Source organism: Silanimonas sp., from assembly GCF_027530345.1.
Taxonomy (GTDB): domain Bacteria; phylum Pseudomonadota; class Gammaproteobacteria; order Xanthomonadales; family Xanthomonadaceae; genus Silanimonas.
Window position 1 is genome coordinate 145,158 of record NZ_JAPZQK010000019.1, and the last position, 24,788, is coordinate 169,945.

Genomic DNA, 24,788 nt, shown 5'->3' on the forward strand with positions numbered 1-24,788 from the left:
GGAGCCGCTGCCGGCCGTTTCGCGCCGTGCTCTTCAGCCCCCGCGCCGCGACTGGATGACGCGGTAGACGACGTAGCCAATGCCGAGCAGCAGCAGGATCGGCAGCATCTTCCCGAGCCCCAGCCCGAGCTGGAACGCGCCGGTGGATTCGACGTTCGGCTGGTGCTGCGGCGGGATCTCGCCCTGGCCCACGGTGATGAGCAGTCCGGCCGGCTGGATGCCCCTCGCGTTCTCGACGCTGACCAGCAGGATCGGATCGCCCTGCGACAGCGGCGGCAGCTCGCGCACCGCCGTGCCGTCCAGCATGCGGCCGGTGCCGGCGTTCACCGCCACGTAGGCGTCGTACATGGCGTCGCCCCAGATCGATCGGAGTTCGGACTCGCTGCGCTTGCCGAAGTTCTGCTCGAACTGCTGCTGGATGGTGCCGGCGGACGTCGTGACGCGCAGGTCTCGGGGCTCGAACAGCACCGTGCCCGCGGTTGGGGCCGTCGGCTCACGCTCGAACATGCTGGTGACGACGACCTGTCCTTCCGGCTCGGCGGTGGGCGACACCGCGATCAAGGTGTACGACACCCATGTGGGCTGTTTCGGATCGAAGGCTTCGGGCAGATACAGCTGGGTGGAGCTCTTCATCTCGGGTGCCAGCGGCATCAGCAGAAGCTCGGTGGCGAGCACGCCGGCATGGGCGAGGGGAGCGATCGCCAAGAGGGCAGCCAGTGCGGCGCCCCGTGCAGCGGCGTTGCGGAGCATCAGGAATCCTTTGTCGGGGGGGGGGCGGGGGGGCAATCAAGCCGTCGCGACGCGGGCGCGGAAGGCCTCGACGCGGGGGTGGATCACGCGGAACCACAGCGGCGGCACCAGGGCGAGCACGAACATCGATGCGTAACCGCCGGGCAGCTGCGGGCTGTCGGCGTGGTGGCGCAGGATGGCGTAAGGCCGCTTCGGGAAGGCGTGGTGGTCGCTGTGCCGCTGCAGCTGGAACAGCATCAGGTTCGACAGGCGGTAGTCGCTGTTCCAGCTGTGCAGATGCGTCGTCCGCTCGTAGCGGCCATCGGGCAGCTTCCGGCGCTCGAGGCCGTAGTGCTCGATGTAGTTGATGATTTCCAGCGAACTCGCGGCGAACAGGCCCTGCAGCAGGAAGAAGACGAGGCCCACGACCCCGAGCCATGCCGTCATCGCCACGGCCATCGCCAGCCACGCGGCCGTCCAGCCGACCAGCTCGTTGCGCCAGTGCAGGGCCGGCAGGCCGAGCTTGTGCAGGCGCACGGCCTCGAGGGCCCAGGCGTTGCGCGTGTTGTGGAGGAGCGCGCGCGGCAGGAAGTGCCACAGGCTCTGGCCGTAGCGGGCGCTCGAGGCGTCCTCCGGCGTCGAGACGTGCACGTGGTGGCCGCGGACGTGTTCGACCTTGAAGCCGTGGTAACCGACCGAGGCCAGCAGCAGGCCGCCGACGGCCTGCTCGAAGCGGCTGTCCTTGTGGATCAGCTCGTGGGCGGTGTTGATGGCGAGCACGCCGCCCACCACACCCTGCGACAGCAGCCAGCCAGCCATGGCCAGCGGGGAAAGGTCGGCACCGGCGAACCACCATCCGCTCCACGCCAGCACGCCGAGGTGTACGGGCAACGCCAGCACGGTGAGGCCGCGGAACCAGCGCGAGTGGGCGAAGGCGCGTTCCTGCTCGACCGGCACGTTCACGCTGTCGTGGCCCAGCGTGTAGTCGGCGAGTGGCAGCAGCACGAACAGCGCCACCAGCGGGAACCAGGCCGCCACGCCGGGCGACAGTCCTTGCGATGCCAACCACGCCGCGAAGGGCAGGGTGGCGGGGATCAGGAAGACCAGCAGGAATCCGAAAGCCTTCAGGCGCGACATGAACGGGGCTCCGTAGGGCGGCGCGGCGGGAATCGGCCTCGAATCTACGCCCCGCGCCGAGCCCGCACAACGGCGCGGGACGCGCCCGGCTGTCCTGCGGCTATGCTGCGCGCCGATGCCGAACGCTTCCTTCGATTGCCGCTCTTCCCAAGCCGTCGATCCGCGCGCCGACCACCGGCCGCGGGCCGTGGCGGTCATGGGCCCGACGGCGTCCGGCAAGACCGATTTCGCCGCCGACTGGGCCCAGCACCTCGATACCGAGGTCATCAGCGTCGATTCCGCCCTCGTCTACCGCCGTTTGGACATCGGCAGCGCCAAGCCCGATGCCGCGACGCTCGCGCGCGCACCGCATCGGCTCATCGACCTCCGCGAGCCGCACGAACCCTATTCCGCCGCCGACTTCGCGCGCGATGCCCTGCGCGAGATGCAGGCGCTTTCCGCGGAGGGCAGGGTTCCCTTGCTCGTCGGTGGCACCGGCCTGTACTTCAAGGCATTGCTGGAGGGGCTCTCCGACCTGCCCGAATCCGACACGGCGATGCGCGAGCAGCTTCAGGACGAACTCGTGGGTCGCGGCCTGCCGGCCTTGCATGCCGAATTGCAGCGCGTTGATCCGGTCGCCGGCGCCCGCATCAAGCCCGGCGATACGCAGCGCACGTTGCGTGCGCTGGAGGTGTTCCGCTTGAGCGGGGTGCCGATCAGCGAGTGGCAGGCTCGCAGCCGGGGACCGCGTGCGCCGTTTCCGTTCCGCGTGCTCAAGCTCGTGTTGGCGCCCACCGACCGCGCGGTGTTGCACGAACGCATAGCGCGCCGCTTCCACGCGATGCTGGCCGCCGGTTTCCTCGACGAGGTACGTGCGCTCAAGTCCGACCCGCGCCTCCATCCCGACCTCCCGGCGATGCGTGCCGTCGGCTACCGGCAGGCCTGGCAGCACCTCGACGGCGCCACCGACACCGCGACCTTCGTCGAGCAGGGCATCGCTGCCACGCGCCACCTCGCCAAGCGCCAGCTCACGTGGCTGCGCGGCGAGCACGATGCGCTGTGGTTCGACCCCTCGACCGCGCGCGCGCCGCTGGACCAGGCGATGCGGGCCTTCCTCGGCCCCGATGCCTGAATCCCGGCTGCGCCGCTCGGGTGCCGCGGCCTGCGCTCACTCGCACGTGACCGGCCCGCGGGCTACGATGCCTGTCCCGAGAAGAACAACCACGCCGGATTCCCCATGTCGAAAGGCCAGAGCCTTCAAGACCCGTTTCTGAACGCGCTTCGTCGCGAACGGATCCCGGTGTCGATCTACCTCGTCAACGGCATCAAGCTGCAGGGCACGATCGAGAGCTTCGACCAGTTCGTCGTCCTGCTGCGCAACACCGTCAGCCAGATGGTCTACAAGCACGCCATCTCGACCGTGGTGCCATCGCGCAACGTGCGCGTCGGGCCCGGCGGTGGCCAGGTGAATTCAGCCGGCGATGGCGGCGAGGGTGGCGACGAGCTGCCCGACGAAGGCATCGAGTGACCGTCGCGCGGCGCGTTCTCCGCCGCCTGCACCAATGAACAGCCCCCGCCGAGAGCGCGCCCTGCTGGTCCAGCCTGCGGCGCCCGGAAAACGCGACCCCGCCATCGCCGAGGAGTTCGCCGACCTGGCGCGCTCCGCTGGTGCCGAGGTGATCGCCGTCATCGATGCCCGCCTCGAGCGCCCCAGTGCCAGCCACTACCTCGGCAGCGGCAAGGTCGAGGAGCTCAAGGGCTACTGCGAGGCCGCCGACGTCGACGTCGTGCTGGTGAACGCCACCCTGAGCCCGGTGCAGGAACGCAACCTCAGCGACGACCTCGGGCGGCGCGTCATCGATCGCGTCGGCCTGATCCTCGACATCTTCGCGCTGCGCGCCGCGAGCGCCGACGGCAAGCTGCAGGTCGAACTCGCGCAGTTGAAGCACTCGGCCACCCGCCTCACCGGCAAGGGCAAGTCGATGGACTCGCAGCGTGGTGGTTCGATCGGCCTGCGCGGCCCAGGCGAAACCGCACTCGAGACCGACCGGCGACTGATCCGCGCTCGCATCGATGCCCTCGAAAAGCGCCTCTCGCGCATCGATGTGCAGCGCACGCAAATGCGCCGCGCGCGGGCGCGCAATGAGCTTCCGCGGGTCGCCATCGTCGGCTACACCAATGCGGGCAAGTCGACGCTGTTCAATGCGCTGACCGGCAGCGGCGTGTACGCGGCGGACCAGCTGTTCGCAACGCTGGACCCGACCGTCCGCCGTATCGACGGCCTCGCCTGCGGCCCCTTGCTGCTCTCCGACACCGTGGGCTTCGTCCGCGACCTGCCGCATGACCTTGTCGCGGCCTTCCGCTCGACCTTGGCCGAAGCGCGGGAAGCCGACCTGCTGCTGCACCTTGTCGACGCCGCCGATCCCGAGCGCGACGCGCGCATCGCCGCGGTGAACGAGGTGCTCGAGGAGATCGGCGCCGGCGACGTGCCGCAGTGGACGGTCTTCAACAAGATCGACCGCATCGAGGGCCTGGAGCCGCGGATCGACATCCGCGACGGCGAGGCGACGCAGGCCTGGGTGTCGGCACGCGCCGGTGCCGGCTTGGACGCCCTGCTGGAGGCCCTGGGCACCCATTTCGCCGCCGACCTGCTGGTGGGGCGCCTCATGCTCGGGGCCGCCGACGGCCGACTCCGGGCCCAGCTCCACGCGATGGGGGCGGTGCGTGCCGAAACCGCCGACGAAGCTGGTTGGCAGCTCGAGGTCCGGCTGCCGCGCAGCACGGCCGAGCGGCTCGCGGCGGCGCCGGGAGGCCATCCGCTTCACGGGCTCTTGCTTGTTGCCCCTGCCACCCCTACCTAGAATTGTGAATTGATCGACGCCCGCGGCCTGCGGGTGTCCGCACGGAGCCCCCATGGCCTGGAACCAACCCGGAAACCGCAACAACGACCCCTGGCGCGGGAAAGACCCGAACCGCGAGGTGCAGGCGTTCGTCGACAAACTGCGTGGCATGTTCGGCGGCGGTGGCGGCGGCAGTGGCCGCGGCGGTGCCGACGGCTTCAACCCCTTGTACCTGATCGGCGGCCTGCTGCTGGTGTGGCTGGTCTTCAACTCCTTCAAGCTGATCGACGAGCGTGATCGCGGCGTCGTGCTGCGCTTCGGCGAGTACAGCCGGATGATGGAGCCGGGCGCGAACTTCAAGCTGCCGTGGCCGATCGAGCGCGTGATCGTGGTGCAGGCGCAGGACGTCGGCGCGGTCGAGGAGCAGATGCTGGCGCTGACGCGCGACGAGAACCTCGTCGAGATCGGCTACAACGTCCAGTACACCATCACCAACCCGGAAGACTTCCTGTTCGGCACGCGCACGCCGCGCGACCTGCTGCAGCAGTTCACGGAAAGCGCGGTGCGCGAGGCCATCGGCAACGCCGACCTCGAGACCGCGCTGAACAAGCGCGATGACCTGACGGCCAACGTCCAGAAGGTCGTGCAGGACTCGCTCGACAAGTACCGCACCGGCCTGACGATCAACCAGCTCGTGCTGCCCGTGGCGGCGCCGCCGGCCGCGGTGAAGGCCGCCTTCGACGACGTGATCGCCGCCGAGCAGGACGCGCAGCGCTTCCAGAACGTGGCGCAGGCTTACGAGGGTCAGGTCGTGCCCCGCGCCCGCGGCCAGGCTTCGCGGACACTCGCTGCCGCCAACGGCTATCGCGAAGCCGTCGTGGCGCGTGCCGAGGGTGAAGCCCAGCGCTTCGAACTGCTGCTGGCCGAGTACCGCAAGGCCCCCGAAGTGACGCGCAAGCGCCTCTACCTCGAGACCGTGCAGCAGGTGCTGTCGACCAATCCGCGCATCATCGCGGGCGCCAGCGGCAACACGCTGCTGCTGCAGCCGACCACGCAGGGTGGCGGCGCCGCGGCGGGCGACACCAGCGCGACACCGCCGCTGCTGTCGCGGCCGGAAGTGCAGGCTGCCGCCGTCGAAGCCAGTGAATCCGCCCGCCCGGCCCGTCCGACGGACCGTGAACTCCGCGAAGGAAGCCGCTGACATGCGCCAGCTCCCCAATATCCTCATCGCCGCCGCGCTCGCCATCCTCCTTCTGATGGGTTCGGTGTTCACCGTCGACCAGACCGACACGGCCATCGTGCTTCGCCTCGGCGAGGTCGTCCGCGAGGACGTCCAGCCCGGCCTGCGCTTCAAGGTGCCGCTGATCGAGACGGTGCGCACCTTCGATCGCCGCTTGCTGACGATGACGGCCGACAACAAGCGCTACCTCACCTCCGAGCAGCAAGACGTGCAGGTCGACTACTTCGTGGCGTGGCGCATCGAGAACGTGGCGCAGTACTACCGCGCTGCTGGCGGCGGCATCGAGAGCCAGGCCATCACCCGCCTGTCGCCGATCGTCGAAGGCGCCCTGCGCAGCCTGATCAACCGCAGCACGCTGCGCCAGCTCGCCGAAGCCGGTCGCCGGGATTCCACCGCCGGCCTGATCGACGAGATCAACAAGGGCGCCGCCACGCTCGGCATCAAGGTGGCTGATGTGCGCATCAAGCGCATCGACCTGCCGGATGACGGCGCGTCGGGCACCGAGTCGGTGCTGGACCGCGTGTTCAACCGCATGCGCGCCGATCGCGAGGAAGTCGCCACGCGCACGCGTGCGGAAGGCAACGAGCGCGCCGAGAAGATCCGCGCCGAAGCCGACCAGCAGGCCCAGGTGATCCTCGCCAACGCCGAGCGCGATGCCGCCAAGATCCGCGGCGAAGGCGATGCCAAGGCCGCGGAGATCTATGCCGGTGCCTATGGCAAGGACGCGGAGTTCTACGCCTTCCACCGCAGCCTCGAGGCCTACCGCGGCGCGCTCGCCGACGGCAAGACCACGCTCGTCTTGGATCCGGATTCGGAGTTCTTCGAGTACTTCGAGCAGGCCCGGCGCTGAGCCGTAGCCGCCCGCCGCCCTTCGGGGTGGCGGGGGGCGGAAAAAGGGCGGATAATTTCGCAAAGCCGGGGCGCCTCAAGCGCCACCGGCTTTTGTCTTGTCTGGGGCTAAGGAATGCCCGGCGCCCCGCGGCGCCGCTCCCGCCCGGCCAAGGCCCGCCCGAAAGGGCCTGCATTCCATTGAAGAGAGGGCTTCGGCCATGGGTCAGTCGGTTGTCGTGTTGGGCGCCCAGTGGGGCGACGAGGGCAAGGGCAAGATCGTCGATCTGCTCACCGAGGAGATCGGCGCGGTCGTGCGCTTCCAGGGCGGCCACAACGCCGGGCACACGCTGGTCATCAACGGCAAGAAGACGGTGCTGCACCTGATCCCGTCCGGCATCCTGCGCGAAGGCGCGCTGTGCCTGATCGGCAACGGCGTGGTGCTGTCGCCGGCGGCGCTGCAGAAGGAGATCACCCAGCTCGAGGAGAGCGGGGTCGAGGTGCGCTCGCGGCTGAAGATCAGCCCGGCGACGCCGCTGATCATGCCTTACCACATCGCTTTGGATCAGGCCCGCGAGAAGGCGGCTGGCGGCAAGGCCATCGGCACCACCGGTCGCGGCATCGGCCCGGCCTACGAGGACAAGGTGGCGCGCCGTGGCATCCGCGTGGCCGACCTCGCCTATCCGAAGGAGCTGGCCGAGAAGCTGCGCACCACGATGGACTACCACAACTTCGTGCTGACGAAGTACCTCGGCGTCGAGGCGGTGGACTACCAGAAGACGCTCGACGAGGCGCTGGCGTTCGGTGCGTACGTCGACCCGATGAAGGCCGACGTGGCCGGCATCCTCCATGACCTGCGCAAGCAGGGGAAGCGCGTGATGTTCGAAGGCGCGCAGGGTTCGCTGCTCGACATCGACCACGGCACCTACCCGTACGTCACCTCGTCAAACACGACGGTGGGCGGCGCGATGGCCGGCACCGGCGTCGGTGCGGACGCCATCGACTACGTGCTCGGCATCGCCAAGGCCTACGCCACGCGCGTCGGCGGCGGCCCGTTCCCGACCGAGCTCAACGACGAGATCGGGCAGGGCATCCGCGACCGCGGCCAGGAGTACGGCGCCACCACCGGCCGTCCGCGCCGCTGCGGTTGGATGGACATCGTCGCGCTGAAGCGTGCGGTCGCCATCAACGGCATCACCGGCCTGTGCATCACCAAGCTCGACATCCTCGACGGGATGGAGAAGCTGAAGATCTGCATCGCCTACGAATACCGCGGCAAGCGCACCGAGTACGCGCCGCTCGACGCGGCGGGCTGGGAAGAGTGCACGCCGGTCTACCTCGAGTTCCCGGGCTGGAGCGAGAGCACCGCCGGCGTCACCGAGTGGGACAAGCTGCCGCCGGCGGCCCGCGCCTATCTGCGTGCACTCGAGGAACTGGCCGGTTGCCCGCTGTCGATCGTGTCGACCGGCCCCGGCCGCGAGTCGACCATCGTGCTGCAGGATCCGTTCGCCTGAGGTTGCCGGCGGCGCCTTGGCGCGCCGCCGCATGTCGGACCCCACGGTGTCTGCCATGATCGGCAGGCACCTTCGACGGGGAGCACTGCGGCATGGCGGGAGCGGGGCAGGGAGCCAGCGCGACACCGGTTTTGGCCGCGGCCCATGGCGGGCGGCGCCTGTCCCGGGTCGTCGCGATTTCCGCCCTGTTCGTGTTGTCGTGCATCCCTGCCGCGCTCGCCTGGGCTGCACGCCCGTCGCCCACGCCGCCGGTCTTCCAGACCATCGCCGATGCGCGGGCCGTGCCGAACGGGGTCATCACGGCCCTGGCGGAGGACAGTGACGGCCTGATCTGGGTCGGATCGACGAATGGCCTGCTGCGCTTCGACGGGCAGCGGGTGCTCCATGAGTCCGACCGCTCGCCGGCCCTGCCGCGGGCCTTCGTGCAGAGCCTCCAAGCGTCGGCGGATGGCCGCCTCTGGGTGGCCCTGCAAGGTTTCGGCGTGTGGTGGCGCGACCCGGCGACCGGGGCCTTCGTTCACCTGCCCCCACCCGGCAACGGATCGACCCATTCGGACAGCGGGCTCACGCCCCTCGCCATCGCATCGGACGGTGAGCGCGGTGCATGGATCGCCGATGCCCGCGACGGCGCCCGGCGGATCGACGCCGAGGGGCGCTGGGTGGAGGGCGTGCACCTGATGCCCGGCGAATCGGTGCGCACCGTGCTCGTGGATCGCCGGGGCACGCTGTGGCTGGGCCATCGTGCGGGCCTGATGCGCCTCGGGACGGGCGAGACCACGCCCGAGCCCGTGCGGGGCTTCGAAGGGCGATATGTCTACGCGATTCACGAGGCGCGCGACGGGCGGCTGTGGGTCGGGACGCAAGCGCATGGCGCCTCCGTGGTCGAGCGTGATGGCTCGGTGCGCCACTTGCCCTTGGCCCCGGCACCGGGCGGCGTCGGGCACCCGTGGGTGGACGGGTTCGCCGATTGGGGCGAAGGGCGGATGTGGTTGTCGACCTTCGGCGGCGGGCTCGAAGTGCGTGACGCCGCCATCGGTGCGCTGCTCGAGCGCTTGCGCCAATCGCCGGGCCGCGTTGGCAGCCTGGCGGTCGACCGCATCCAGTCGATCACCGTGGACCGCGCCGACCAGCTGTGGATCGCCACCTGGGGCGGTGGGCTTCAGCGTCTGCCCTCTGGGCTGCAGGCCCTCCGCTACCTGCCAGCGGGCCCCGGAGGCCTGCGGCATCCCACCATCAACGCGTCGGCGCCATTGCCGGATGGGCGAGTGTGGCTGGCCGTTGGCGACCTCGGCATCGATGAAGTGGACACCCGCAGCTTGCGCGTGCGGCGGACGATTTCCGTGGGCGAGTCCCTCGCTGATGGCACGGTGCGGAGCCTGCTTCGGACGCCGGACGGCCAGTTCTGGGCCGCTATGCAGGAAGGCGGCGTGTGGCGCGCGGCCGACGATGCCGGCCGCTTCGAACCCGTGGCCGAGGGCTGGCCCGAGCGCCGCGCCCGCACGTTTGGCGCGGCGGGCGGGGGCGGCGTCTGGGTGGGCTTGGAGCGCGGTCTGGTGAAGGTGTCGTCTGGACGGGGCGCGTGCGCTTCGATCCGCGCGCCCGGCGTTGGCAGGCCCTCGGCCCGGCGGACGGCCTCGACGTCGCCAACCAGGTCTGGGGGGCCAGCCGGGCGATGGGCGATGGCCAGATCGTGTTCGGCACCAGCACCGGATTCGTTTTGCTCGATCCCTCGCGATTCCGCCCCTGGGCGTTCAACCCCCAGGTGGTGCTGGGCACCGTCGAGGCCGATGGCGTCGCGCTGCCCCGCGAACCGTGGGGCTGGCGGGTGCCCGCCGGAACGCGGCGGCTCGCCATCGGCTTCAGTGGCCTCGATTACTCCGACCCCACCGCCGTGCGCTACCGCTATCGGCTTGAAGGTCAGGCCGGTGGCTGGATCGCGGCCGATGCGAGCCAGCCCACGGCCACGTTCGGCGGCCTGTGGCCGGGCGATTACGTGCTGGTCGTGGAGGCCACCAACCGCGTCGGTGACTGGAGCCCGCACGCCCTGGTGCTGCCGCTGAGGGTCGAAGCGATGTTCTGGCAGACGCCGGCCTTCCTGCTCGCGGCCCTGCTGCTCCTGCTTCTGGCGATCGCCGGTCTGCTCCGTTGGCGCGAAGCCCTCGCAGCGAAGCGCGCGCTCCGGTTGCGGGCGCTCGTGGACCTGCGTACCGCCGAGCTGGTGCAGGCCCGCGACGATGCCGAGGCCGCCTTGCAGGAACTGCGAGGCACGCAGGGCAAGCTCGTCGAGGCGGAAAAGATGGCCTCGCTCGGCCAGATGGTGGCGGGCGTCTCGCACGAACTGAACACGCCGCTCGGCAACGCGCTGGTCGTCAGCTCGACCCTGCACGAGCAGGCGCAGGTGATCGCGCGCGCGGTCGAGGAAGGCCGGTTGAAGCGCAGCGACCTCGACGGCTTCCTGAGCGTGCTGGGCGAAGGCAGCCAGCTCGTGGTGCGGAGCATCGGCCGCGCGCATGAGCTGGTGTCGAGCTTCAAACAGGTTGCCGTGGACCGATCGGGCAGCAAGCGCCGCCGCTTCGATCTCGGCACCGTCGTCCGCGAGGCGCTGGAGATGGAGGCGCCGGTACTTCGCCACGCCCGTTTCCGCGTAGCGCTGCACGTGCCCGATGGCATCGCGATGGACAGCTATCCGGGCGCCATCAGCCAGATCGTCGGCAACATGGTGAACAACGCGGCGATGCACGCCTTCGACGAGGAGGCCGAAGGCACGCTGCGCATCGAGGCGGTGCGGATTGGCAAGGCCGAGGGTACCGAGGTGGTGCTGTCCTTCGCCGACGATGGGCGCGGCATGGACGAGGCCGTGCGGCGGAAGGTGTTCGAGCCGTTCTTCACGACGAAGATGGGCCGCGGCGGCACGGGCCTTGGCCTGAACATCGTCTACAACCTGGTGGGCCAGCTGCTGGCGGGCAGCATCAGCGTCGAGAGCCGGCCGGGCGAGGGCACACGATTCGAGCTGCGCCTGCCCTTGGTGGCGCCGCTCTCGGAGCCCGACGCTGGGCCTTGACCGTCGGTGGCGCGCGACGCCGACGGGTCTTGCTGGCGCGACCGGGACCTAGGCGCGTTCGTTGAACAGGCTGCCGATGGCGTCCTCGCGGGCGCGGAAGGCGGCGGCGTTCGCTTCGAAATCGCGCTGCCCCACGCGGGCGTCGATGGCGTCGCTGATCGCCGCCTGGTCGGTGTTATTCGCTTCCGTGGTGCGCACGATGCGCGCCTGCACGCCACCGTTCGGGGCCTCGGACTGCTCGACGCGCAGGCGCTGGGCGCCTTCGGTCTGGCGGTTCGCGGTATTGCTCGCGGCGGCGTCGACGCGCTGCAGCGCGACGGCCATGCCGGACTGCGAGGCGTTGGAGGAAATGCCGTTGATCATGGCGCGACCCTCGGGAAAGTCAGGCCAAGCCTACGCCTCCCGCGCCCGGAAACCGTGAAGGCGTGCGGGGATTCGACGGGGGGCAGCGTTGCGTTCAGGCTCGGGCGTCGAAGCGCTGGCCGAGGCGGTCGTCACGCCCCTGCAGGGCGGGCGGAAGGGCCGCCATGCCATTGGCGGCCCCACCATTCACGCGGTTCGCCAGCGCATTCACATCCACCGTGACGGATGCCATGGCCGGCATCGCGCGGGGCGATTCCAGCCGGGGCGCGTTCGCCGTCGCCGCCTGCACGAGGGCGAGGGCGGCGTAGGGCGTGGCGGAGCTGATGCGCTCAAGGGGCATGGATCAACCCGCCGCCGGTTCCTCGGCGTCCTTGAAGGCTTCCACCGGGATGCAGGCGCACATGATGTTGCGGTCGCCGTAGACGTTGTCGACGCGCGCCACCGGCGGCCAGTACTTCGTCTGCTTCAGCGACGGCAGCGGGAAGGCCGCCAGTTCGCGCGGGTAGCCGCGGGTCCACTCGCTGGCCGTCACCACCATGGCGGTGTGCGGGGCATGCTTCAGCGGGTTGTCCTCGCGGTCCAGGCGGCCGTCCTCGATGGCGCGGATCTCGTCGCGGATCTGGATCATCGCGTCGATGAAGCGGTCGAGTTCGTGCAGCGATTCGGATTCGGTCGGCTCGACCATCAGCGTGCCGGCCACCGGGAAGCTCAGCGTCGGCGCATGGAAGCCGAAGTCGATCAGGCGCTTGGCCACGTCCTCGGCGCTGATGCCCGTGCTGTCCTTGATCGGGCGCAGGTCGAGGATGCACTCGTGCGCGACCAGGCCGTTGCTGCCCGAGTACAGCGTCGGGAAATGCTGCTCGAGGCGCTTGGCCACGTAGTTGGCGTTGAGCAGGGCGACCTGCGTGGCGCGGCGCAGGCCTTCGGCGCCCATCATCACGATGTACATCCAGCTGATCGGCAGGATGCTGGCCGAGCCGAAGCTGGCGGCCGAGACCATCGGGCCCTCGCCGACGCCGGCGGTGCGGAAGCCGTCCGTCGTCAGCGCGCCCGGCAGGTACGGCGCGAGGTGCGCCTTCACCGCGCAGGGGCCGACGCCGGGGCCGCCGCCGCCGTGCGGGATGCAGAAGGTCTTGTGCAGGTTGAGGTGCGAGACGTCCGAGCCCCACTTGCCGGGCTTGGCCACGCCGACGATGGCGTTCATGTTGGCGCCGTCGGTGTACACCTGCCCGCCGTGGGCGTGGATGATCTCGCAGATCTCGACGATGGCTTCCTCGAACACGCCGTGCGTGGACGGGTAGGTGACCATCAGCGCGGCGAGGTTCGCCGAATGCTTCTCGGCCTTGGTGCGCAGGTCGGCGACGTCGACGTTGCCGTCCTTGTCGCAGGCCACGACCACCACGTCCATGCCGACCATCTGCGCCGAGGCCGGGTTGGTGCCGTGCGCCGATTCCGGGATCAGGCAGATGTGGCGATGGCCTTCGCCGCGGGCGCGGTGGTAGCCGCGGATAGCCAGCAGGCCGGCGTACTCGCCCTGCGCGCCGGAGTTCGGCTGCAGGCTGACGGCGTCGTAGCCGGTGCACTCCACGATCATCGCTTCGAGCGTGGTGATGAGCTCGCGGTAGCCCTCGGCCTGCTCAGCCGGGGCCAGCGGGTGGATGTTGGCGAACTCCGGCCAAGTCACCGGGATCATCTCGGCCGTGGCGTTGAGCTTCATCGTGCACGAGCCCAGCGGGATCATCGTGCGGTCCATGGCGAGGTCGCGGTCCGCCAGCGTGCGCAGGTAGCGCAGCAGTTCGTGCTCGCTGTGGTGCGTGTTGAACACCGGGTGCTGCATGAAGGCCGAGGTGCGGCGCAGGCCGGCAGGCAGGGCGTCCGGGGTGCTGGCGTCGGCGGCATCGATGTCGGCGACGGTTGCGCCGAACAGCGCGGCGAGCGCAGCGATGTCGTCGCGGGTGGTGGTCTCGTCGAGGCTGATGCCGACGCTCGTCGCGTCGATCGCGCGCAGGTTGATGCGCGCGGCCTTGGCCTTGGCGTGCAGCGCGGCGGCATCGACGCCGACCACGTGCAGGGTGTCGAAGAAGTCGGTGCCGACGGTCACGTCCTTCGCACGCAGCGCGCCGGCGAGGATCGCGGCGAGGCGGTGCACGCGCGTGGCGATGCGGGTGAGACCTTCCGGACCGTGGTAAACGGCGTACATCGAGGCCATCACCGCCAGCAGCACCTGCGCGGTGCAGATGTTCGAGGTGGCCTTCTCGCGGCGGATGTGCTGCTCGCGGGTCTGCAGGGTGAGGCGGTAGGCCGCGTTGCCCTGCGCGTCGACCGAGACACCGATCAGGCGGCCCGGCATCGAGCGCTTGAAGGCGTCCTTGCAGGCGAGGAAGGCCGCGTGCGGGCCGCCGAAGCCGAAGGGCACGCCGAAGCGCTGGGTGTTGCCGACCACGATGTCCGCACCCCATTCGCCCGGGGCCTTGATCAGCGTGAGCGCCAGCAGGTCGGTGGCGACGGCGACCAGACCGCCCTTGGCATGGATGGCGTCGGCCAGCGCGGCGTAGTCGTGGATCTGGCCGACCGTGTTCGGGTACTGCAGCAGCACGCCGAAGACGTCGGCGCCGGCGGCGTCCGCCTCGTCACCGACCACCACCTCGATGCCGATGCCGTCGGCGCGGGTGTGCAGCAGCGCGAGCGTCTGCGGGTGCACGTGCTTGGAGACGAAGAAGCGGTTCGACTTCGACTTGGCCGAGCGCTTGGCCAGCGTCATCGCCTCGGCGGCGGCGGTGGCCTCGTCGAGCAGGGAGGCGTTGCTGATCTCCATGCCGGTGAGGTCGGTCACCATGGTCTGGAAGTTGATCAGCGCCTCCATGCGGCCCTGCGAGATCTCGGCCTGGTACGGCGTGTAGGCCGTGTACCAGGCGGGGTTCTCGAGGATGTTGCGCAGGATGACGTTCGGCGTGTGGGTGCCGTAGTAGCCCTGGCCGATGAAGCTGCGGAACACCTGGTTCTTGTTCGCGATCGCGCGGATCTTCGCGAGCGCCTCGACTTCCGTGACCGGGGCGGGCAGGGCCAGCGGCTGGGTCGAGCGGATCGAGGCCGGCACGATGGCGTCGGTCATCGCCTCGAGCGAGGGCTGGGCGATCACCTTCAGCATGTGGGCGATCTCGGCCGCGTTGGGGCCGATATGGCGCTCCAGGAAAGCGTCGTGGTGCTCGAGGGCGCGAAGCGAAGGCGTGGTCATGGCGATGTCCGGATGGAAGGGGCGGGATGCGAGGCGCGTCGCAAAGCGATGCGCCCTGTGCTCCGAACCACCCCCGACGCATCGGTGGCGATCCGGCTCGTCCGGCCCGGCGCGTTGCATCGCGCCGGGCGCTCGCAGGCTCGTGGCTTGCGCCACTCGAAATCCCTGCTCGCCCCTCTGTCCTTTTGCCTGAGAGTTTGCGAAGCCGGAATCGCGCTTCGCGTGCACCTTCGGCGCCGGATTCAACCGGTCTCTCCAGAGTTGCTCGCGCGCGACGGTACGGGGGCCTGAGCGATTACGGGCGTTGCGCCTTCGGCAGCGTGGGCGCCGGGGATCGAGGCCCGGTGCCACCGCTTCTCCCGCCGCGAGCAAGAGCCCGCGGAGTATAGCCGGCGGCACCCGTGACGGGCCGGTCGCGAACCCTGAGACAGGCATCGATTCCCATCGGCAAACGCCGGCCTGCCGGCTTCACGATAACCACATTTTTGTGTGGTACTTTCCTCTGCCGGATCGGTGACCTGCCATGCCTGCCGCCCTTGCTTCCCTCGATACCCTGATCCACGAGCGCCGCCTGTGGCCGGCCGCGGGGCAGGCGGCCGGGCGGCCGGGCGAGCCCACCGGCCATGCCGCACTGGACGCTGTGTTGCCGGGCGGTGGCTGGCCCGGCGCGTCGCTGCTGGAGCTGCTGCTGCCGATGGATGGCGTGGGTGAACTGCGCCTGCTGCTGCCCACCCTGGTGCGGCTGGCGCGGCAGGGCCGCAGCCTGTTGATGGTGGCGCCGCCCTATCTGCCGTATGCGCCCGCCCTGGCCGCGGCCGGCTTGGATCTGGCGCGCCTGCGCGTGGTGCGGGCCGAGGGCCGCGATGCGCTGTGGGCCGCCGAGCAGGGCCTGCGTTCCGGTGCCTGCGGCGCGGTGCTGTGCTGGCCGCAGGGCGCGGACGACCGCGCGTTGCGCCGGCTCGCGGTGGCGGCGGAGCAGGGCGACGCCCTCGGCTTCGCCTTCCGGCCGCTGCGCGCCCTGCAACAGCCCTCGCCGGCGGCCTTGCGGATGGAAGTGATGCCCGGCGATCGCGTGCGCCTGCACAAATGCCGCGGCGGGGCCGTGCCGGCCGCGCCGGTGGCGTGGGGCGCACCGCCCCGTGCCGCGCTGCGCGCCGTGCATTGAGGTTCCGGCGTCGATCCCATGCCCGCGAGCCCGCCGTCCTTCCGTCCCGCGTCGCCGTGGTGGTGCGCGCTGCACCTGCCGCAGCTGGCGCTGGATGCCGAAGCGCGCCATCGCCGCGCGCTTCAGGCCTTCGACGACGCCTTGCCTTGGGCGCTGACCGACGGGCCGCAGCAGCGCCGCATCCACGCGGCGAACGCCACCGCCCGCGCGCAAGGCGTGCATGCCGGGCAAGCGGTGGCCAGCGCGCAGCTGCTGTGCCCGGGGCTTGCGCTGAGTGCCCACCAGCCGGTGCGCGACGCCGCGCTGCGCGAGTGGCTGGCCGCTTACGCCTACGGCTTCTCGGCCGAAGTGAGCCTGCGCGAGCCCGACACCGTGCTGTTCGAAGCCGGGCGTTCGCTCGGCCTGTTCGGGCCGTGGCCGCGCTGGCAGCAGCGATTGCGCGATGAACTCGTTGGCTATGGCGTGCAGGTGCGCATCGCCTGTGCCCCCACGCCGCTGGCCGCGCGCGCATTGGCGCGGGCGCACGACGGCCTCGCCGTGGCCGACGCCACCCAGTTGCAGCGCCTGCTGGCGCGCCTTCCGCTGGGCTTGGCCGGCCTGCCCGATGACGCGCTGCGCCTGCTCGAACGCAGTGGCTTCAAGCGCTTGGGCGACGTGCTGGCCCTGCCGCGCGCCGCGCTGGCGAAGCGCATCGGCCCGTCGGTGCTCGATCGGCTCGACCGCCTCGTCGGCCGGGCGCCCGATCCGCTTCCATTGTACGAGCCGCCCACGCGCTATGCCGCGCGTCTCGATTTCGACCACCCGCTCGCCGACGCGACGGTGCTGGTGTTCCCGCTGCGTCGGTTGCTGCAGGAGTTCGCGCTGTTCCTCGTGCAGCGCGACGGTGGCGTGCCGGGCTTCCGCTTGGTGTTCGGCCACGAGGACGGCGTCGCCCCGACGCGCCTCGAGGTGCGGCTGGCCGCGCCGGAACGCGATGCCGCGCGGCTGTTCGACCTCGCGCGCCTGAAGCTGGATGGCGCGCGCTTGCCGGCGCCGGCGGTGAGTCTTGGCCTCGAGGCGGACGACCTGCCCGGCTTCCATCCCGAGCATCGCGATCTGTTCGATGCACGAACGCGCAGCGGCGATGCCGGCCTGCTCGACAGCCGCCTGCGCGCGCGGCTCGGCGATGCGGCCGTGCAGGCCCTGGCCGTGGTCGACACGCATCGCCCGGAAGCCGCGTGGTGCTGGGTCGACACGCCACGTACGCGCCTGCCGGCGCTGGCCGAGGGGCCGCGGCCGCTATGGCTCATCGACCCGCCGATCGTCCTGCGCGAGGCGGTGGATGCGGTGCTCGCCGGCCCCGAGCGCATCGAGACCGCGTGGTGGGACGACGAACCCGTGCGCCGCGATTACTACCGTCTTCGCACCCGCAGCGGCCAGGAGGCTTGGGCGTTCCGGCCGGTGGGCGGCGAGGGTGGGCCGTGGTGGCTGCATGGCTGGTTCGCCTGAGGGCCGCGCGACGAAGGCCGCGCTCACCGACTACGCCGAACTGCACTGCCTCTCGGCCTTCTCGTTCCAGCGCGGCGCGTCCACGGCACTGGAACTGTTCGAGCGTGCGAAGGCGCTGGGCTATCGCGCGTTGGCGATCACCGACGAATGCAGCTTTGCCGGTCTCGTGCGCGGGCTGGAGGCCAGCGAGGCCACCGGCCTGCCGCTCATCTGCGGCACCGAAGTACAGCTCGCCGACGGGCCGACGCTGGTGCTGCTGGTCGAATCCACGCGGGGTTACGAGCGGCTTTCCGCGCTGATCACCACGGCGCGGCGGCGCGCGGCGAAGGGCACCTACGCGTTGCATCGTGCCGATCTCGAGGCCGCGTTCGGCGAGGGCATGGGCGAATGCGACCACGGCGTGCTGGCGCTCTGGCTGCCGACGGCGGAGGCCTTGGGCGTTGGCCGTTCCATTCACGACGACGAGGTGGCAAGGAAGCTTTCCGGGCCCGCGCTTCCATCGCTTCATCCGGCGACCGACACCGCCGCGTGGCTGCGCGGCCTGTTCCCTGATCGCCTCTGGCTGGGCGCGCAGCTGCATCGCGGCGCCGACGACGATGCGCGTCGCACCGCCATCGCCGCGCTGGCCGCCCACTGTGGCCTCCCTGTCGTTGCCTGCGGTGACGTGCACATGCACCTGCGTCGCCGTCGCGGCCTGCAGGACGTGCTCTGCGCGCTGCGCCACCGCGCCACGCTGCGCGAGGCAGGGCGTCGCCTGTTCCCCAACGGCGAGCGCCATCTGCGCACCCGGCAGGCGCTGGCGGCGATCTTCCCGCGGGCGTGGCTGGAGGAAAGCGTTGCCATCGCCGCGCGCTGCCGGTTCCGCCTGCGCGACCTGAAGTACGACTACCCCTGCGAACTGGTGCCCGAGGGCGAGACCCCCTCGAGCTGGTTGGCCACGCTCACCTGGGATGGTGCCGCGCTGCGCTGGCCGGAGGGCCTGCCGGAGAAAGTGCGAACGCAGATCGAGGCTGAGCTCGCGCTGATCGCCGAGCTGAAGTACGAGGCCTTCTTCCTCACCGTGCACGACCTCGTGGTGTTCGCCCGCTCGCGCGGCATCCTCTGCCAGGGCCGCGGCTCGGCGGCGAATTCGGCGGTCTGCTACGCGCTCGGCATCACCGCCGTCGATCCGGCGCGCGCCAATCTGCTTTTCGGCCGTTTCCTGTCGAAGGAGCGCGACGAGCCGCCGGACATCGACGTCGATTTCGAGCACGAGCGCCGCGAGGAGGTCATCCAGTACGTCTATGCGAAGTACGGCCGCGAGCGCGCCGCGCTCGCCGCGACGGTCATCACCTATGGGCCCAAGAGCGCGCTGCGCGACGTCGGCCGGGTGATGGGCCTGCCCGAGGACCAGCTCGCCGAGCTCTCCGCCGCGGTCGGCCACGCCGAGGATTTCGACGTGTGGAAGGCACGCTGTCGCGAGCGCGGGCTCGACCCGGACGGCCGGCTGCTGGCCAAGGTGCTGATGCTCGCCCACGAGCTGCTCGACCACCCGCGCCACCTGTCCCAGCACGTTGGTGGCTTCGTCATCAGCGATGCACCGCTCTCGCGCTTGGTGCCGGTCGAGAACGCCGCGATGGCCGATCGCACCATCATCCAATGGGACAAGGATGATCTGGAAACGCTCGGGCTGCTGAAGGTCGACGTGCTCGCGCTGGGCATGCTGAGCGCCATCCGCCGCTGCCTCGACCTGCTGCGCGCGAACGGCCGGCGCCACCTCGAACTGGCGACGATCCCGGCGGAAGACGCCGAGACCTACCGGATGATCCAGCGCGCCGACACGCTGGGTGTGTTCCAGATCGAATCGCGTGCGCAGATGACGATGCTGCCGCGCCTGAAGCCGCGCACCTTCTACGACCTCGTCATCGAAGTCGCCATCGTCCGGCCCGGCCCGATCCAGGGCGGCATGGTCCATCCCTACCTGCGGCGCCGGCAGGGCATCGATCCGGTGCTCTACCCGTCGAAGGCGCTGGAGACGGTGCTGGGCCGAACTCTTGGCGTGCCGCTGTTCCAGGAACAGGTGATGGAGATCGCCATGGTCGCTGCCGGTTACACCGCGGGTGAAGCCGATGGGCTCCGCCGCTCGATGGCGGCTTGGAAGCGCCGCGGTGGCCTCGAGCACCACCGCCAGCGCCTGCTCGCCGGCATGGCCGAGCGCGGCTACCCGCCGGATTTCGCCGAGCAGATCTTCGAGCAGGTGAAAGGCTTCGGCAGCTATGGTTTCCCGGAATCGCACGCCGCCAGCTTCGCCCTGCTCACCTATGCGAGCTGCTGGCTGAAATGCCACGAGCCCGCGGCTTTCGCCTGCGCCCTGTTGAATGCACAGCCGCTGGGTTTCTACACCACCGCGCAGATCGTGCAGGACGCGCGCCGCCACGGCATCGCGGTGCATCCGGTGGACGTGCGCTTCAGCGAGGTCGAATCCTCGCTCGAACCGGTCGAGGCGCAGGGCAGGGTGCCGTTACCGCAGCCCGCGATCCGCCTCGGCCTCCGCGAGGTCGGTTCGCTGCCGCGCGAGGCCGCCGAGCGCGTGGTCGCGGCCCGTGCCCATGCGCCGTTTCGCGACATCGAGGACCTGTGCCAGCGTGCCGACCTCGACGAACGCGCCCGCACCGCGCTTGCCGAGGCCGATGCGCTGCGTGGCCTCAGCGGCCACCGTCATCGCGCCCGTTGGGCCATGGCCGGGGTGGAGGAGGGCACGCTGCCGCTGTTCGCCGAATTGCCCGCCGCCGACGAAGGCCGGCTGGTGATCCGCCCACCCACGGCCAGCGAGACGACGCTGGCCGATTACGCCAGCACCGGGCTCACGCTCAACGCGCATCCCATGGCCCTGCTGCGTCCGCAGCTGCGCGCCCGCGGCTACCTCGACCATCGCGCCCTGCATCGCATCAAAGCGCCGCGTCGAACGCGCACCGCCGGCCTCGTCACCCTGCGGCAGCGCCCGCAGACGGCGAACGGCACCTGGTTCCTCACGCTCGAGGACGAGCACGGCCTCACCAATCTGATCTGCTGGCGGGCGGTGGTCGAACGCTACCGACGCGCCATCGTTGAATCGCAGCTGCTCGGGGCGCGCGGGCGCTGGGAGGCGCACGAGGGCGTCACGCACCTGATCGTCGAGCACGTGGAGCCCCTCGATGACCTGCTCGCCACGCTCGACGGCAAGCCGCTGGTGGTCGAGCACCGCAGCTTCCGCTAGGCCGGTTTCCGGTACTCATCCCTGTTCCCCGGGGGCTGCTAGAGTCGGCGGTCCAATGAACACGACAGACCACCCGATGAGCGACACCTACGCCCCCCTGCCCACCGTCAACGCCCGCATCAGCCCGCGCGGCGGCCTCGACATCCTGTCGCGCGCCGAGATCGCGCGCCTGACCGACGCCACCCAGGGCGACAACCTGCGTGAAACCCTGCGCCGCTGCGCGCTGGCCGTGCTCACCGTCGGCTCCGATTCCGACGATCCGCGCGCCGCCTCTGCCCGCTATCCCGATTTCCAGATCGAGGTCCAGCAGATGGACCGCGGCATCCGCCTCGAGCTGAAGAACGCGCCGGCGCTGGCCTTCGTGGACGGCGAGCTGATCCGCGGCGTCGCCGACCTGCTGTTCGCCGTCGTGCGCGACATCGCCTACACCGCCATCGAAGTGCAGAGCGGCCAGTTCGACTTCGAGACCTCCGAGGGCCTCACCAGCGCGGTGTTCGAGATCCTGCGCAACGCCCGCGCCATGCGCCCGCACCAGGACCCTAACCTCGTGGTCTGCTGGGGCGGCCACTCGATCGGCCGCGAGGAGTACCTGTACACCAAGAAGGTCGGCTACGAGCTCGGCCTCCGCGGCCTCGACATCTGCACGGGTTGCGGCCCGGGCGCGATGAAGGGCCCGATGAAGGGCGCGACCATCGCGCACGCCAAGCAGCGCCAGCGCAACCCGCGCTACATCGGCATGACCGAGCCGGGGATCATCGCGGCGGAATCGCCGAACCCGATCGTCAACCAGCTGGTGATCATGCCGGACATCGAGAAGCGCCTCGAAGGCTTCGTCCGCCTCGGCCACGGCATCATCGTCTTCCCGGGTGGCGTCGGCACCGCCGAGGAGATCCTCTACCTGCTGGGCATCCTGCTGCACCCCGACAACGCCGGCGTGCCGTTCCCGCTGGTGTTCACCGGGCCGAAGGCCTCGGCCGCCTACTTCGAGCAGATCGACCGCTTCATCCGCCTGACGTTGGGCGACGAGGCCGCGAAGCACTACACCATCATCGTCGACGACCCCACGGCCGTCGCCAAAGCGATGAAGGACGGCATGAAGAAGGTGCGCGAGCACCGCATCGCCAACCGCGACGCCTTCTTCTTCAACTGGACGCTGAAGATCCCGTTCGCGTTCCAGCAGCCCTTCGAACCCGACCACGCCGCGATGTCGGCCCTCGACCTGCACTTCGGTCGTCCGGTGCACGAACTCGCCGCGGACCTGCGCCGCGCGTTCTCCGGCATCGTCGCCGGCAATGTGAAGGAGCCGGGCATGCGTCGCATCGAGCAGCACGGCCCGTTCGAGATCCACGGCGACAAGGCCATCATGGCCAGCCTCGACGACCTGCTGCGGGCCTTCGTCGAGCAGCGCCGGATGAAGATGTCGGGCGAATACAAGCCCTGCTACCGCGTGGTGGCCTGAGGCGGAGAGGCTGGGCTGGCCCCCCGGCGTGAAGACGTCGGGGTGATGCCGGGAGCGGGAGGGGCGGACCGTGCCCACCGTCCCGGTTTGCTGCGCTGCCGCGACGCTCGTCCCCCCCGGATCGCCGGTCGTCGGGCCGGCGGGGACAGTGCCGGAGGGCGTTGCTATGGTGCCTCCGTGAAAAACGAGAAGGCGTCCATGTCCCGCATCCCCTTCCAAGCCTCGCAAGGCGTCACCCTGCTGGAGTTGATGATCACCGTCGCGATCATCGCCATCCTCGGGTCGATCGCCCTGCCGAGCTTCAGCAGCGCCCTGCAGTCGAACCGCGTGGCGACGACCAGCAACGAGTTCATGGCCTCGGTGGCCTACGCGCGCTCGGAGGCGATGCGCAACAATCGCGGTGCCGTGATGTGCCCGAGCACCGACGGCCTGGTCTGCGGGGGGACTTGGGCGAACGGCTGGATCGTCTGGGCCGACCAGAATGCCAACGGCACGCGCGAAGACCCCGCGGAGCCGGTCCTGCGTCGCCAGGATGCCCTCTACGAGCAGACGGCCCCGGGCACGACCCCCATCCGTTTCTCGCCGCGCGGCACCGTCGCCTCCGGCGCGGCCAGCGTGGTGGTCCAGCCCGACGGCTGCACCACCGGCCAGCCCTTCCGCCGCACGCTCGAGGTCCTCGGTGGCGGCATGGTCCGCATCTCGAGGGGGAACTGCGCGTGATGTCCCGCCATTCCCGTTCGTCCCGTGCATCGGTCGCGCAATCCGGCTTCACGCTGCTCGAAGTGATGATCGCCGTGGTCATCCTCAGCGTCGGCCTGCTCGGCATGGCCCTGTTGCAGTCCACGTCGCTGCGCGCCGCGCAGACGACGAACGAGCGCAGCCAAGCCACCATGCTCGTCTACGAGATGATGGATATGGTCCGCACCAACCGCCGGCAGGCCAGCCAATACGGCCTGATCCGCGAGAACCAGTTCTTCGGTGATGGGCGCGACGGTGCCTGCGCGATAGGCGCGCCCGTTCCCGCCCAGCGCTGGGCCGCCGACCGGAACGACTGGGTCTGCGCCGTCCGCCGCGCCATCCCCGACGCACGTGGTCGCGTGACGGTCACCGGTGCGGTGGTCCCTGATGGCCCCGGCGCCGCCACGCCGGCGACCATCGAAGTCCGCCTCGAGTGGTGCGATCCGCGCGGCGGCGCCATGAGCGGTACGCCGGAATTCGACCCGCTCTTCACCGTGGATTGCGCCGGTACCACCAATGTCATCGTCGCCCGCAGCGGCCTGTGAGGACGAAGGAATGAATCTCCGCCACACCCAGTCGGGCGTCACCCTCGTCGAGTTGATGATCGCCGCCGCGCTGTCGGCTTTCCTGCTGCTCGGCCTGATCCAAGTCTTCGGCGCCTCGCGGCTGGCTTACCAGACCACCACGGGGCTCGCCCGCGTGCAGGAAGGCAGCCGCTTCGCCACCGATTTCCTCCAGCGCGACATCCGGATGGCCGGCCACATGGGCTGCTCGAACGATCGTGCGCGCAACGCCCGCCAGCCCAACGCCTTCATCGACAGCTTCTTCCTGTCCAACGCCGATCGCGACGCCGGCGATTACGCGGAGGCGCCGTTTCCGCTCCGTTTCGACGTGCCGATCCAAGGCTACGAGGCGGCCGGCACGGGGCGCGGCGGTGCCGTCAACGTGTCGGCGCCGACGGGCGGCTGGACCCCGGCGCTGGATGCCTCGCTCACCGGCGACAGCGGCTTGAGCCCGGCGCCTCGCCCGGGCTCCGACATCTTGGTGCTGCGCATCTTCACTGGCGAAGCGGCCCCGTTGGCGGCGGATGTCCAGCCGGCCATCACCCAGCCAGGCGCGGTGTCCATCGCACCGGCCAGCAATGCGCTCATCGAGGCGGGGCGTTACTACGGCCTGGCGTCCTGTGACCGCGCGGCGATATTGCAGGCGAGCACGGCAGCGGCCGACGGCGTGTTCTCCGTCGCTGTCGGGGGTAGCAACCTCGCGACCGGCTTCAATACCTCGCAGGGCGGCAACGGTCCTCCGGTTTCCGACTTCACCGCCGATACCACTCAGGTGTTCCGTGCCGATGCCTTTGTCTACTACGTGGGCCTCCGTGGTGCGGATGGCATGCCCTCGCTGTTCCGCGCCCGATTCGCCAACGGACTCTGGGGTGCGAGCGAGGAGCTGGTCGAAGGCGTCGACACCATGCAGTTGATGTATGGCCGCGACACCGACGGAAACGGCGCCGTCGAGGGCTACGTGCGTGCCGATGAAGTGGACGCCGGTGCGACGACGTACAACGACATCGCCAATCGCTGGCGCCAGGTCGCGAGCGTCGAGCTCGGCCTCGTCCTGCGCAGCCCGGAGCGCGCCGGTACGCCCGATCGGAACGTGGGTGACAACGGGGCGGTGCAGGTCATCGGCGTCACCGTGAACAGCAACGCGAATGAAGCCATCCTGCGGCGCCCCTACGAAACCACGATCGCCTTGCGCAATCGCCTCTTCGGTAACTGAG

The 24,788-nt window shown here is 70.2% G+C and carries 19 protein-coding genes and 1 riboswitch; of the genes, 14 read left to right on the forward strand and 5 right to left on the reverse strand.

The annotated features are described in order from the left end of the window. Positions 1 to 33 precede the first annotated feature (33 nt). Positions 34 to 750, reverse strand: coding sequence for a hypothetical protein (locus tag O9255_RS11180; protein WP_297866934.1), 717 nt, complete (start codon positions 748 to 750; stop codon positions 34 to 36). Positions 751 to 786: 36 nt separating this feature from the next. Beyond that, a complete protein-coding gene (locus tag O9255_RS11185; protein WP_297866935.1) occupies positions 787 to 1,866 on the reverse strand; it encodes an alkane 1-monooxygenase in 1,080 nt (359 codons plus the stop codon). Between the two features lie 115 nt (positions 1,867 to 1,981). On the opposite strand from O9255_RS11185, the gene miaA reads away from it, so the two are divergent. From miaA to O9255_RS11220, 7 genes are all read left to right on the forward strand, one after another. After that, positions 1,982 to 2,977 carry a tRNA (adenosine(37)-N6)-dimethylallyltransferase MiaA gene (gene miaA / locus O9255_RS11190; protein WP_297866936.1) on the forward strand — a complete coding sequence of 332 codons (996 nt, stop codon included), beginning with the start codon at positions 1,982 to 1,984 and terminating at the stop codon, positions 2,975 to 2,977. Positions 2,978 to 3,082: 105 nt separating this feature from the next. Further along, complete coding sequence (gene hfq, locus O9255_RS11195; protein WP_297866937.1) at positions 3,083 to 3,373, forward strand: RNA chaperone Hfq; 291 nt, start codon at positions 3,083 to 3,085, stop codon at positions 3,371 to 3,373. Positions 3,374 to 3,407: 34 nt separating this feature from the next. Next, positions 3,408 to 4,706: a GTPase HflX gene (gene hflX, locus O9255_RS11200; protein ID WP_297866938.1), complete on the forward strand. Its 1,299-nt coding sequence runs from the start codon at positions 3,408 to 3,410 to the stop codon at positions 4,704 to 4,706. 52 nt (positions 4,707 to 4,758) lie between these two features. Beyond that, complete coding sequence (hflK, locus tag O9255_RS11205; protein WP_297866939.1) at positions 4,759 to 5,886, forward strand: FtsH protease activity modulator HflK; 1,128 nt, start codon at positions 4,759 to 4,761, stop codon at positions 5,884 to 5,886. 1 nt (position 5,887) lies between these two features. Then, entirely contained in the window at positions 5,888 to 6,775 is an 888-nt protein-coding gene (gene hflC / locus O9255_RS11210; RefSeq protein ID WP_297866940.1) for a protease modulator HflC, read from the forward strand. A gap of 199 nt (positions 6,776 to 6,974) precedes the next feature. Next, positions 6,975 to 8,267: an adenylosuccinate synthase gene (locus O9255_RS11215; protein ID WP_297866941.1), complete on the forward strand. Its 1,293-nt coding sequence runs from the start codon at positions 6,975 to 6,977 to the stop codon at positions 8,265 to 8,267. A gap of 1,579 nt (positions 8,268 to 9,846) precedes the next feature. Continuing rightward, positions 9,847 to 11,328 (forward strand): ATP-binding protein, encoded by a 1,482-nt coding sequence (locus tag O9255_RS11220; protein WP_297866942.1) that lies wholly within the window; start codon positions 9,847 to 9,849, stop codon positions 11,326 to 11,328. Positions 11,329 to 11,376: 48 nt separating this feature from the next. On the opposite strand, the gene O9255_RS11225 is transcribed toward O9255_RS11220, so the two are convergent. From O9255_RS11225 to gcvP, 3 genes are all read right to left on the reverse strand, one after another. Beyond that, positions 11,377 to 11,691, reverse strand: a complete 315-nt coding sequence (locus O9255_RS11225) for a hypothetical protein (protein ID WP_297866943.1) — start codon at positions 11,689 to 11,691, stop codon at positions 11,377 to 11,379. Between the two features lie 94 nt (positions 11,692 to 11,785). Further along, positions 11,786 to 12,031 carry a hypothetical protein gene (locus O9255_RS11230; RefSeq protein ID WP_297866944.1) on the reverse strand — a complete coding sequence of 82 codons (246 nt, stop codon included), beginning with the start codon at positions 12,029 to 12,031 and terminating at the stop codon, positions 11,786 to 11,788. 3 nt (positions 12,032 to 12,034) lie between these two features. Further along, positions 12,035 to 14,926 carry an aminomethyl-transferring glycine dehydrogenase gene (gcvP, locus tag O9255_RS11235; protein WP_297866945.1) on the reverse strand — a complete coding sequence of 964 codons (2,892 nt, stop codon included), beginning with the start codon at positions 14,924 to 14,926 and terminating at the stop codon, positions 12,035 to 12,037. Positions 14,927 to 15,093: 167 nt separating this feature from the next. Then, a riboswitch (glycine riboswitch) is annotated at positions 15,094 to 15,195 on the reverse strand. 254 nt (positions 15,196 to 15,449) lie between these two features. Here gcvP and imuA point away from each other — a divergent pair. The 7 genes from imuA to O9255_RS11270 all read left to right on the forward strand — a co-directional run bounded on the left by imuA (position 15,450) and on the right by O9255_RS11270 (position 24,787). Beyond that, positions 15,450 to 16,091, forward strand: a complete 642-nt coding sequence (gene imuA / locus O9255_RS11240) for a translesion DNA synthesis-associated protein ImuA (RefSeq protein WP_297866946.1) — start codon at positions 15,450 to 15,452, stop codon at positions 16,089 to 16,091. Between the two features lie 18 nt (positions 16,092 to 16,109). Beyond that, the gene (locus O9255_RS11245; protein ID WP_297866947.1) at positions 16,110 to 17,579 is read left to right on the forward strand and encodes a DNA polymerase Y family protein; all 1,470 of its coding nucleotides are present in this window, start codon (positions 16,110 to 16,112) and stop codon (positions 17,577 to 17,579) included. Continuing rightward, positions 17,563 to 20,814, forward strand: coding sequence for an error-prone DNA polymerase (locus O9255_RS11250; protein ID WP_297866948.1), 3,252 nt, complete (start codon positions 17,563 to 17,565; stop codon positions 20,812 to 20,814). The genes O9255_RS11245 and O9255_RS11250 overlap by 17 nt, the downstream gene beginning before the upstream one ends. Positions 20,815 to 20,890: 76 nt before the next feature. After that, positions 20,891 to 22,273, forward strand: a complete 1,383-nt coding sequence (gene ppnN / locus O9255_RS11255; RefSeq protein WP_297866949.1) for a nucleotide 5'-monophosphate nucleosidase PpnN — start codon at positions 20,891 to 20,893, stop codon at positions 22,271 to 22,273. 198 nt (positions 22,274 to 22,471) lie between these two features. Beyond that, a complete protein-coding gene (locus O9255_RS11260; protein WP_297866950.1) occupies positions 22,472 to 22,993 on the forward strand; it encodes a GspH/FimT family pseudopilin in 522 nt (173 codons plus the stop codon). Further along, complete coding sequence (gene pilV, locus O9255_RS11265; protein WP_297866951.1) at positions 22,993 to 23,556, forward strand: type IV pilus modification protein PilV; 564 nt, start codon at positions 22,993 to 22,995, stop codon at positions 23,554 to 23,556. Before O9255_RS11260 ends, pilV begins: the two co-directional genes overlap by 1 nt. Before the next feature lie 10 nt (positions 23,557 to 23,566). Then, positions 23,567 to 24,787 (forward strand): PilW family protein, encoded by a 1,221-nt coding sequence (locus O9255_RS11270; protein ID WP_297866952.1) that lies wholly within the window; start codon positions 23,567 to 23,569, stop codon positions 24,785 to 24,787. Position 24,788 lies beyond the last annotated feature (1 nt).

What these genes read in the sequence shown, in the direction of transcription:
- O9255_RS11260 (WP_297866950.1), top strand. Translation starts at nt 22,472, where the DNA reads ATGTCCCGCATCCCCTTCCAAGCCTCGCAAGGCGTCACCCTGCTGGAG.
- O9255_RS11215 (WP_297866941.1), top strand. Translation starts at nt 6,975, where the DNA reads ATGGGTCAGTCGGTTGTCGTGTTGGGCGCCCAGTGGGGCGACGAGGGC.
- hflC (WP_297866940.1), top strand. Translation starts at nt 5,888, where the DNA reads ATGCGCCAGCTCCCCAATATCCTCATCGCCGCCGCGCTCGCCATCCTC.
- hflX (WP_297866938.1), top strand. Translation starts at nt 3,408, where the DNA reads ATGAACAGCCCCCGCCGAGAGCGCGCCCTGCTGGTCCAGCCTGCGGCG.
- imuA (WP_297866946.1), top strand. Translation starts at nt 15,450, where the DNA reads ATGCCTGCCGCCCTTGCTTCCCTCGATACCCTGATCCACGAGCGCCGC.
- O9255_RS11180 (WP_297866934.1), bottom strand. Translation starts at nt 750, where the DNA reads ATGCTCCGCAACGCCGCTGCACGGGGCGCCGCACTGGCTGCCCTCTTG.
- gcvP (WP_297866945.1), bottom strand. Translation starts at nt 14,926, where the DNA reads ATGACCACGCCTTCGCTTCGCGCCCTCGAGCACCACGACGCTTTCCTG.
- pilV (WP_297866951.1), top strand. Translation starts at nt 22,993, where the DNA reads ATGTCCCGCCATTCCCGTTCGTCCCGTGCATCGGTCGCGCAATCCGGC.
- miaA (WP_297866936.1), top strand. Translation starts at nt 1,982, where the DNA reads ATGCCGAACGCTTCCTTCGATTGCCGCTCTTCCCAAGCCGTCGATCCG.
- O9255_RS11250 (WP_297866948.1), top strand. Translation starts at nt 17,563, where the DNA reads ATGGCTGGTTCGCCTGAGGGCCGCGCGACGAAGGCCGCGCTCACCGAC.
- O9255_RS11185 (WP_297866935.1), bottom strand. Translation starts at nt 1,866, where the DNA reads ATGTCGCGCCTGAAGGCTTTCGGATTCCTGCTGGTCTTCCTGATCCCC.
- O9255_RS11245 (WP_297866947.1), top strand. Translation starts at nt 16,110, where the DNA reads ATGCCCGCGAGCCCGCCGTCCTTCCGTCCCGCGTCGCCGTGGTGGTGC.
- ppnN (WP_297866949.1), top strand. Translation starts at nt 20,891, where the DNA reads ATGAGCGACACCTACGCCCCCCTGCCCACCGTCAACGCCCGCATCAGC.
- O9255_RS11270 (WP_297866952.1), top strand. Translation starts at nt 23,567, where the DNA reads ATGAATCTCCGCCACACCCAGTCGGGCGTCACCCTCGTCGAGTTGATG.
- hfq (WP_297866937.1), top strand. Translation starts at nt 3,083, where the DNA reads ATGTCGAAAGGCCAGAGCCTTCAAGACCCGTTTCTGAACGCGCTTCGT.
- O9255_RS11230 (WP_297866944.1), bottom strand. Translation starts at nt 12,031, where the DNA reads ATGCCCCTTGAGCGCATCAGCTCCGCCACGCCCTACGCCGCCCTCGCC.
- hflK (WP_297866939.1), top strand. Translation starts at nt 4,759, where the DNA reads ATGGCCTGGAACCAACCCGGAAACCGCAACAACGACCCCTGGCGCGGG.
- O9255_RS11225 (WP_297866943.1), bottom strand. Translation starts at nt 11,691, where the DNA reads ATGATCAACGGCATTTCCTCCAACGCCTCGCAGTCCGGCATGGCCGTC.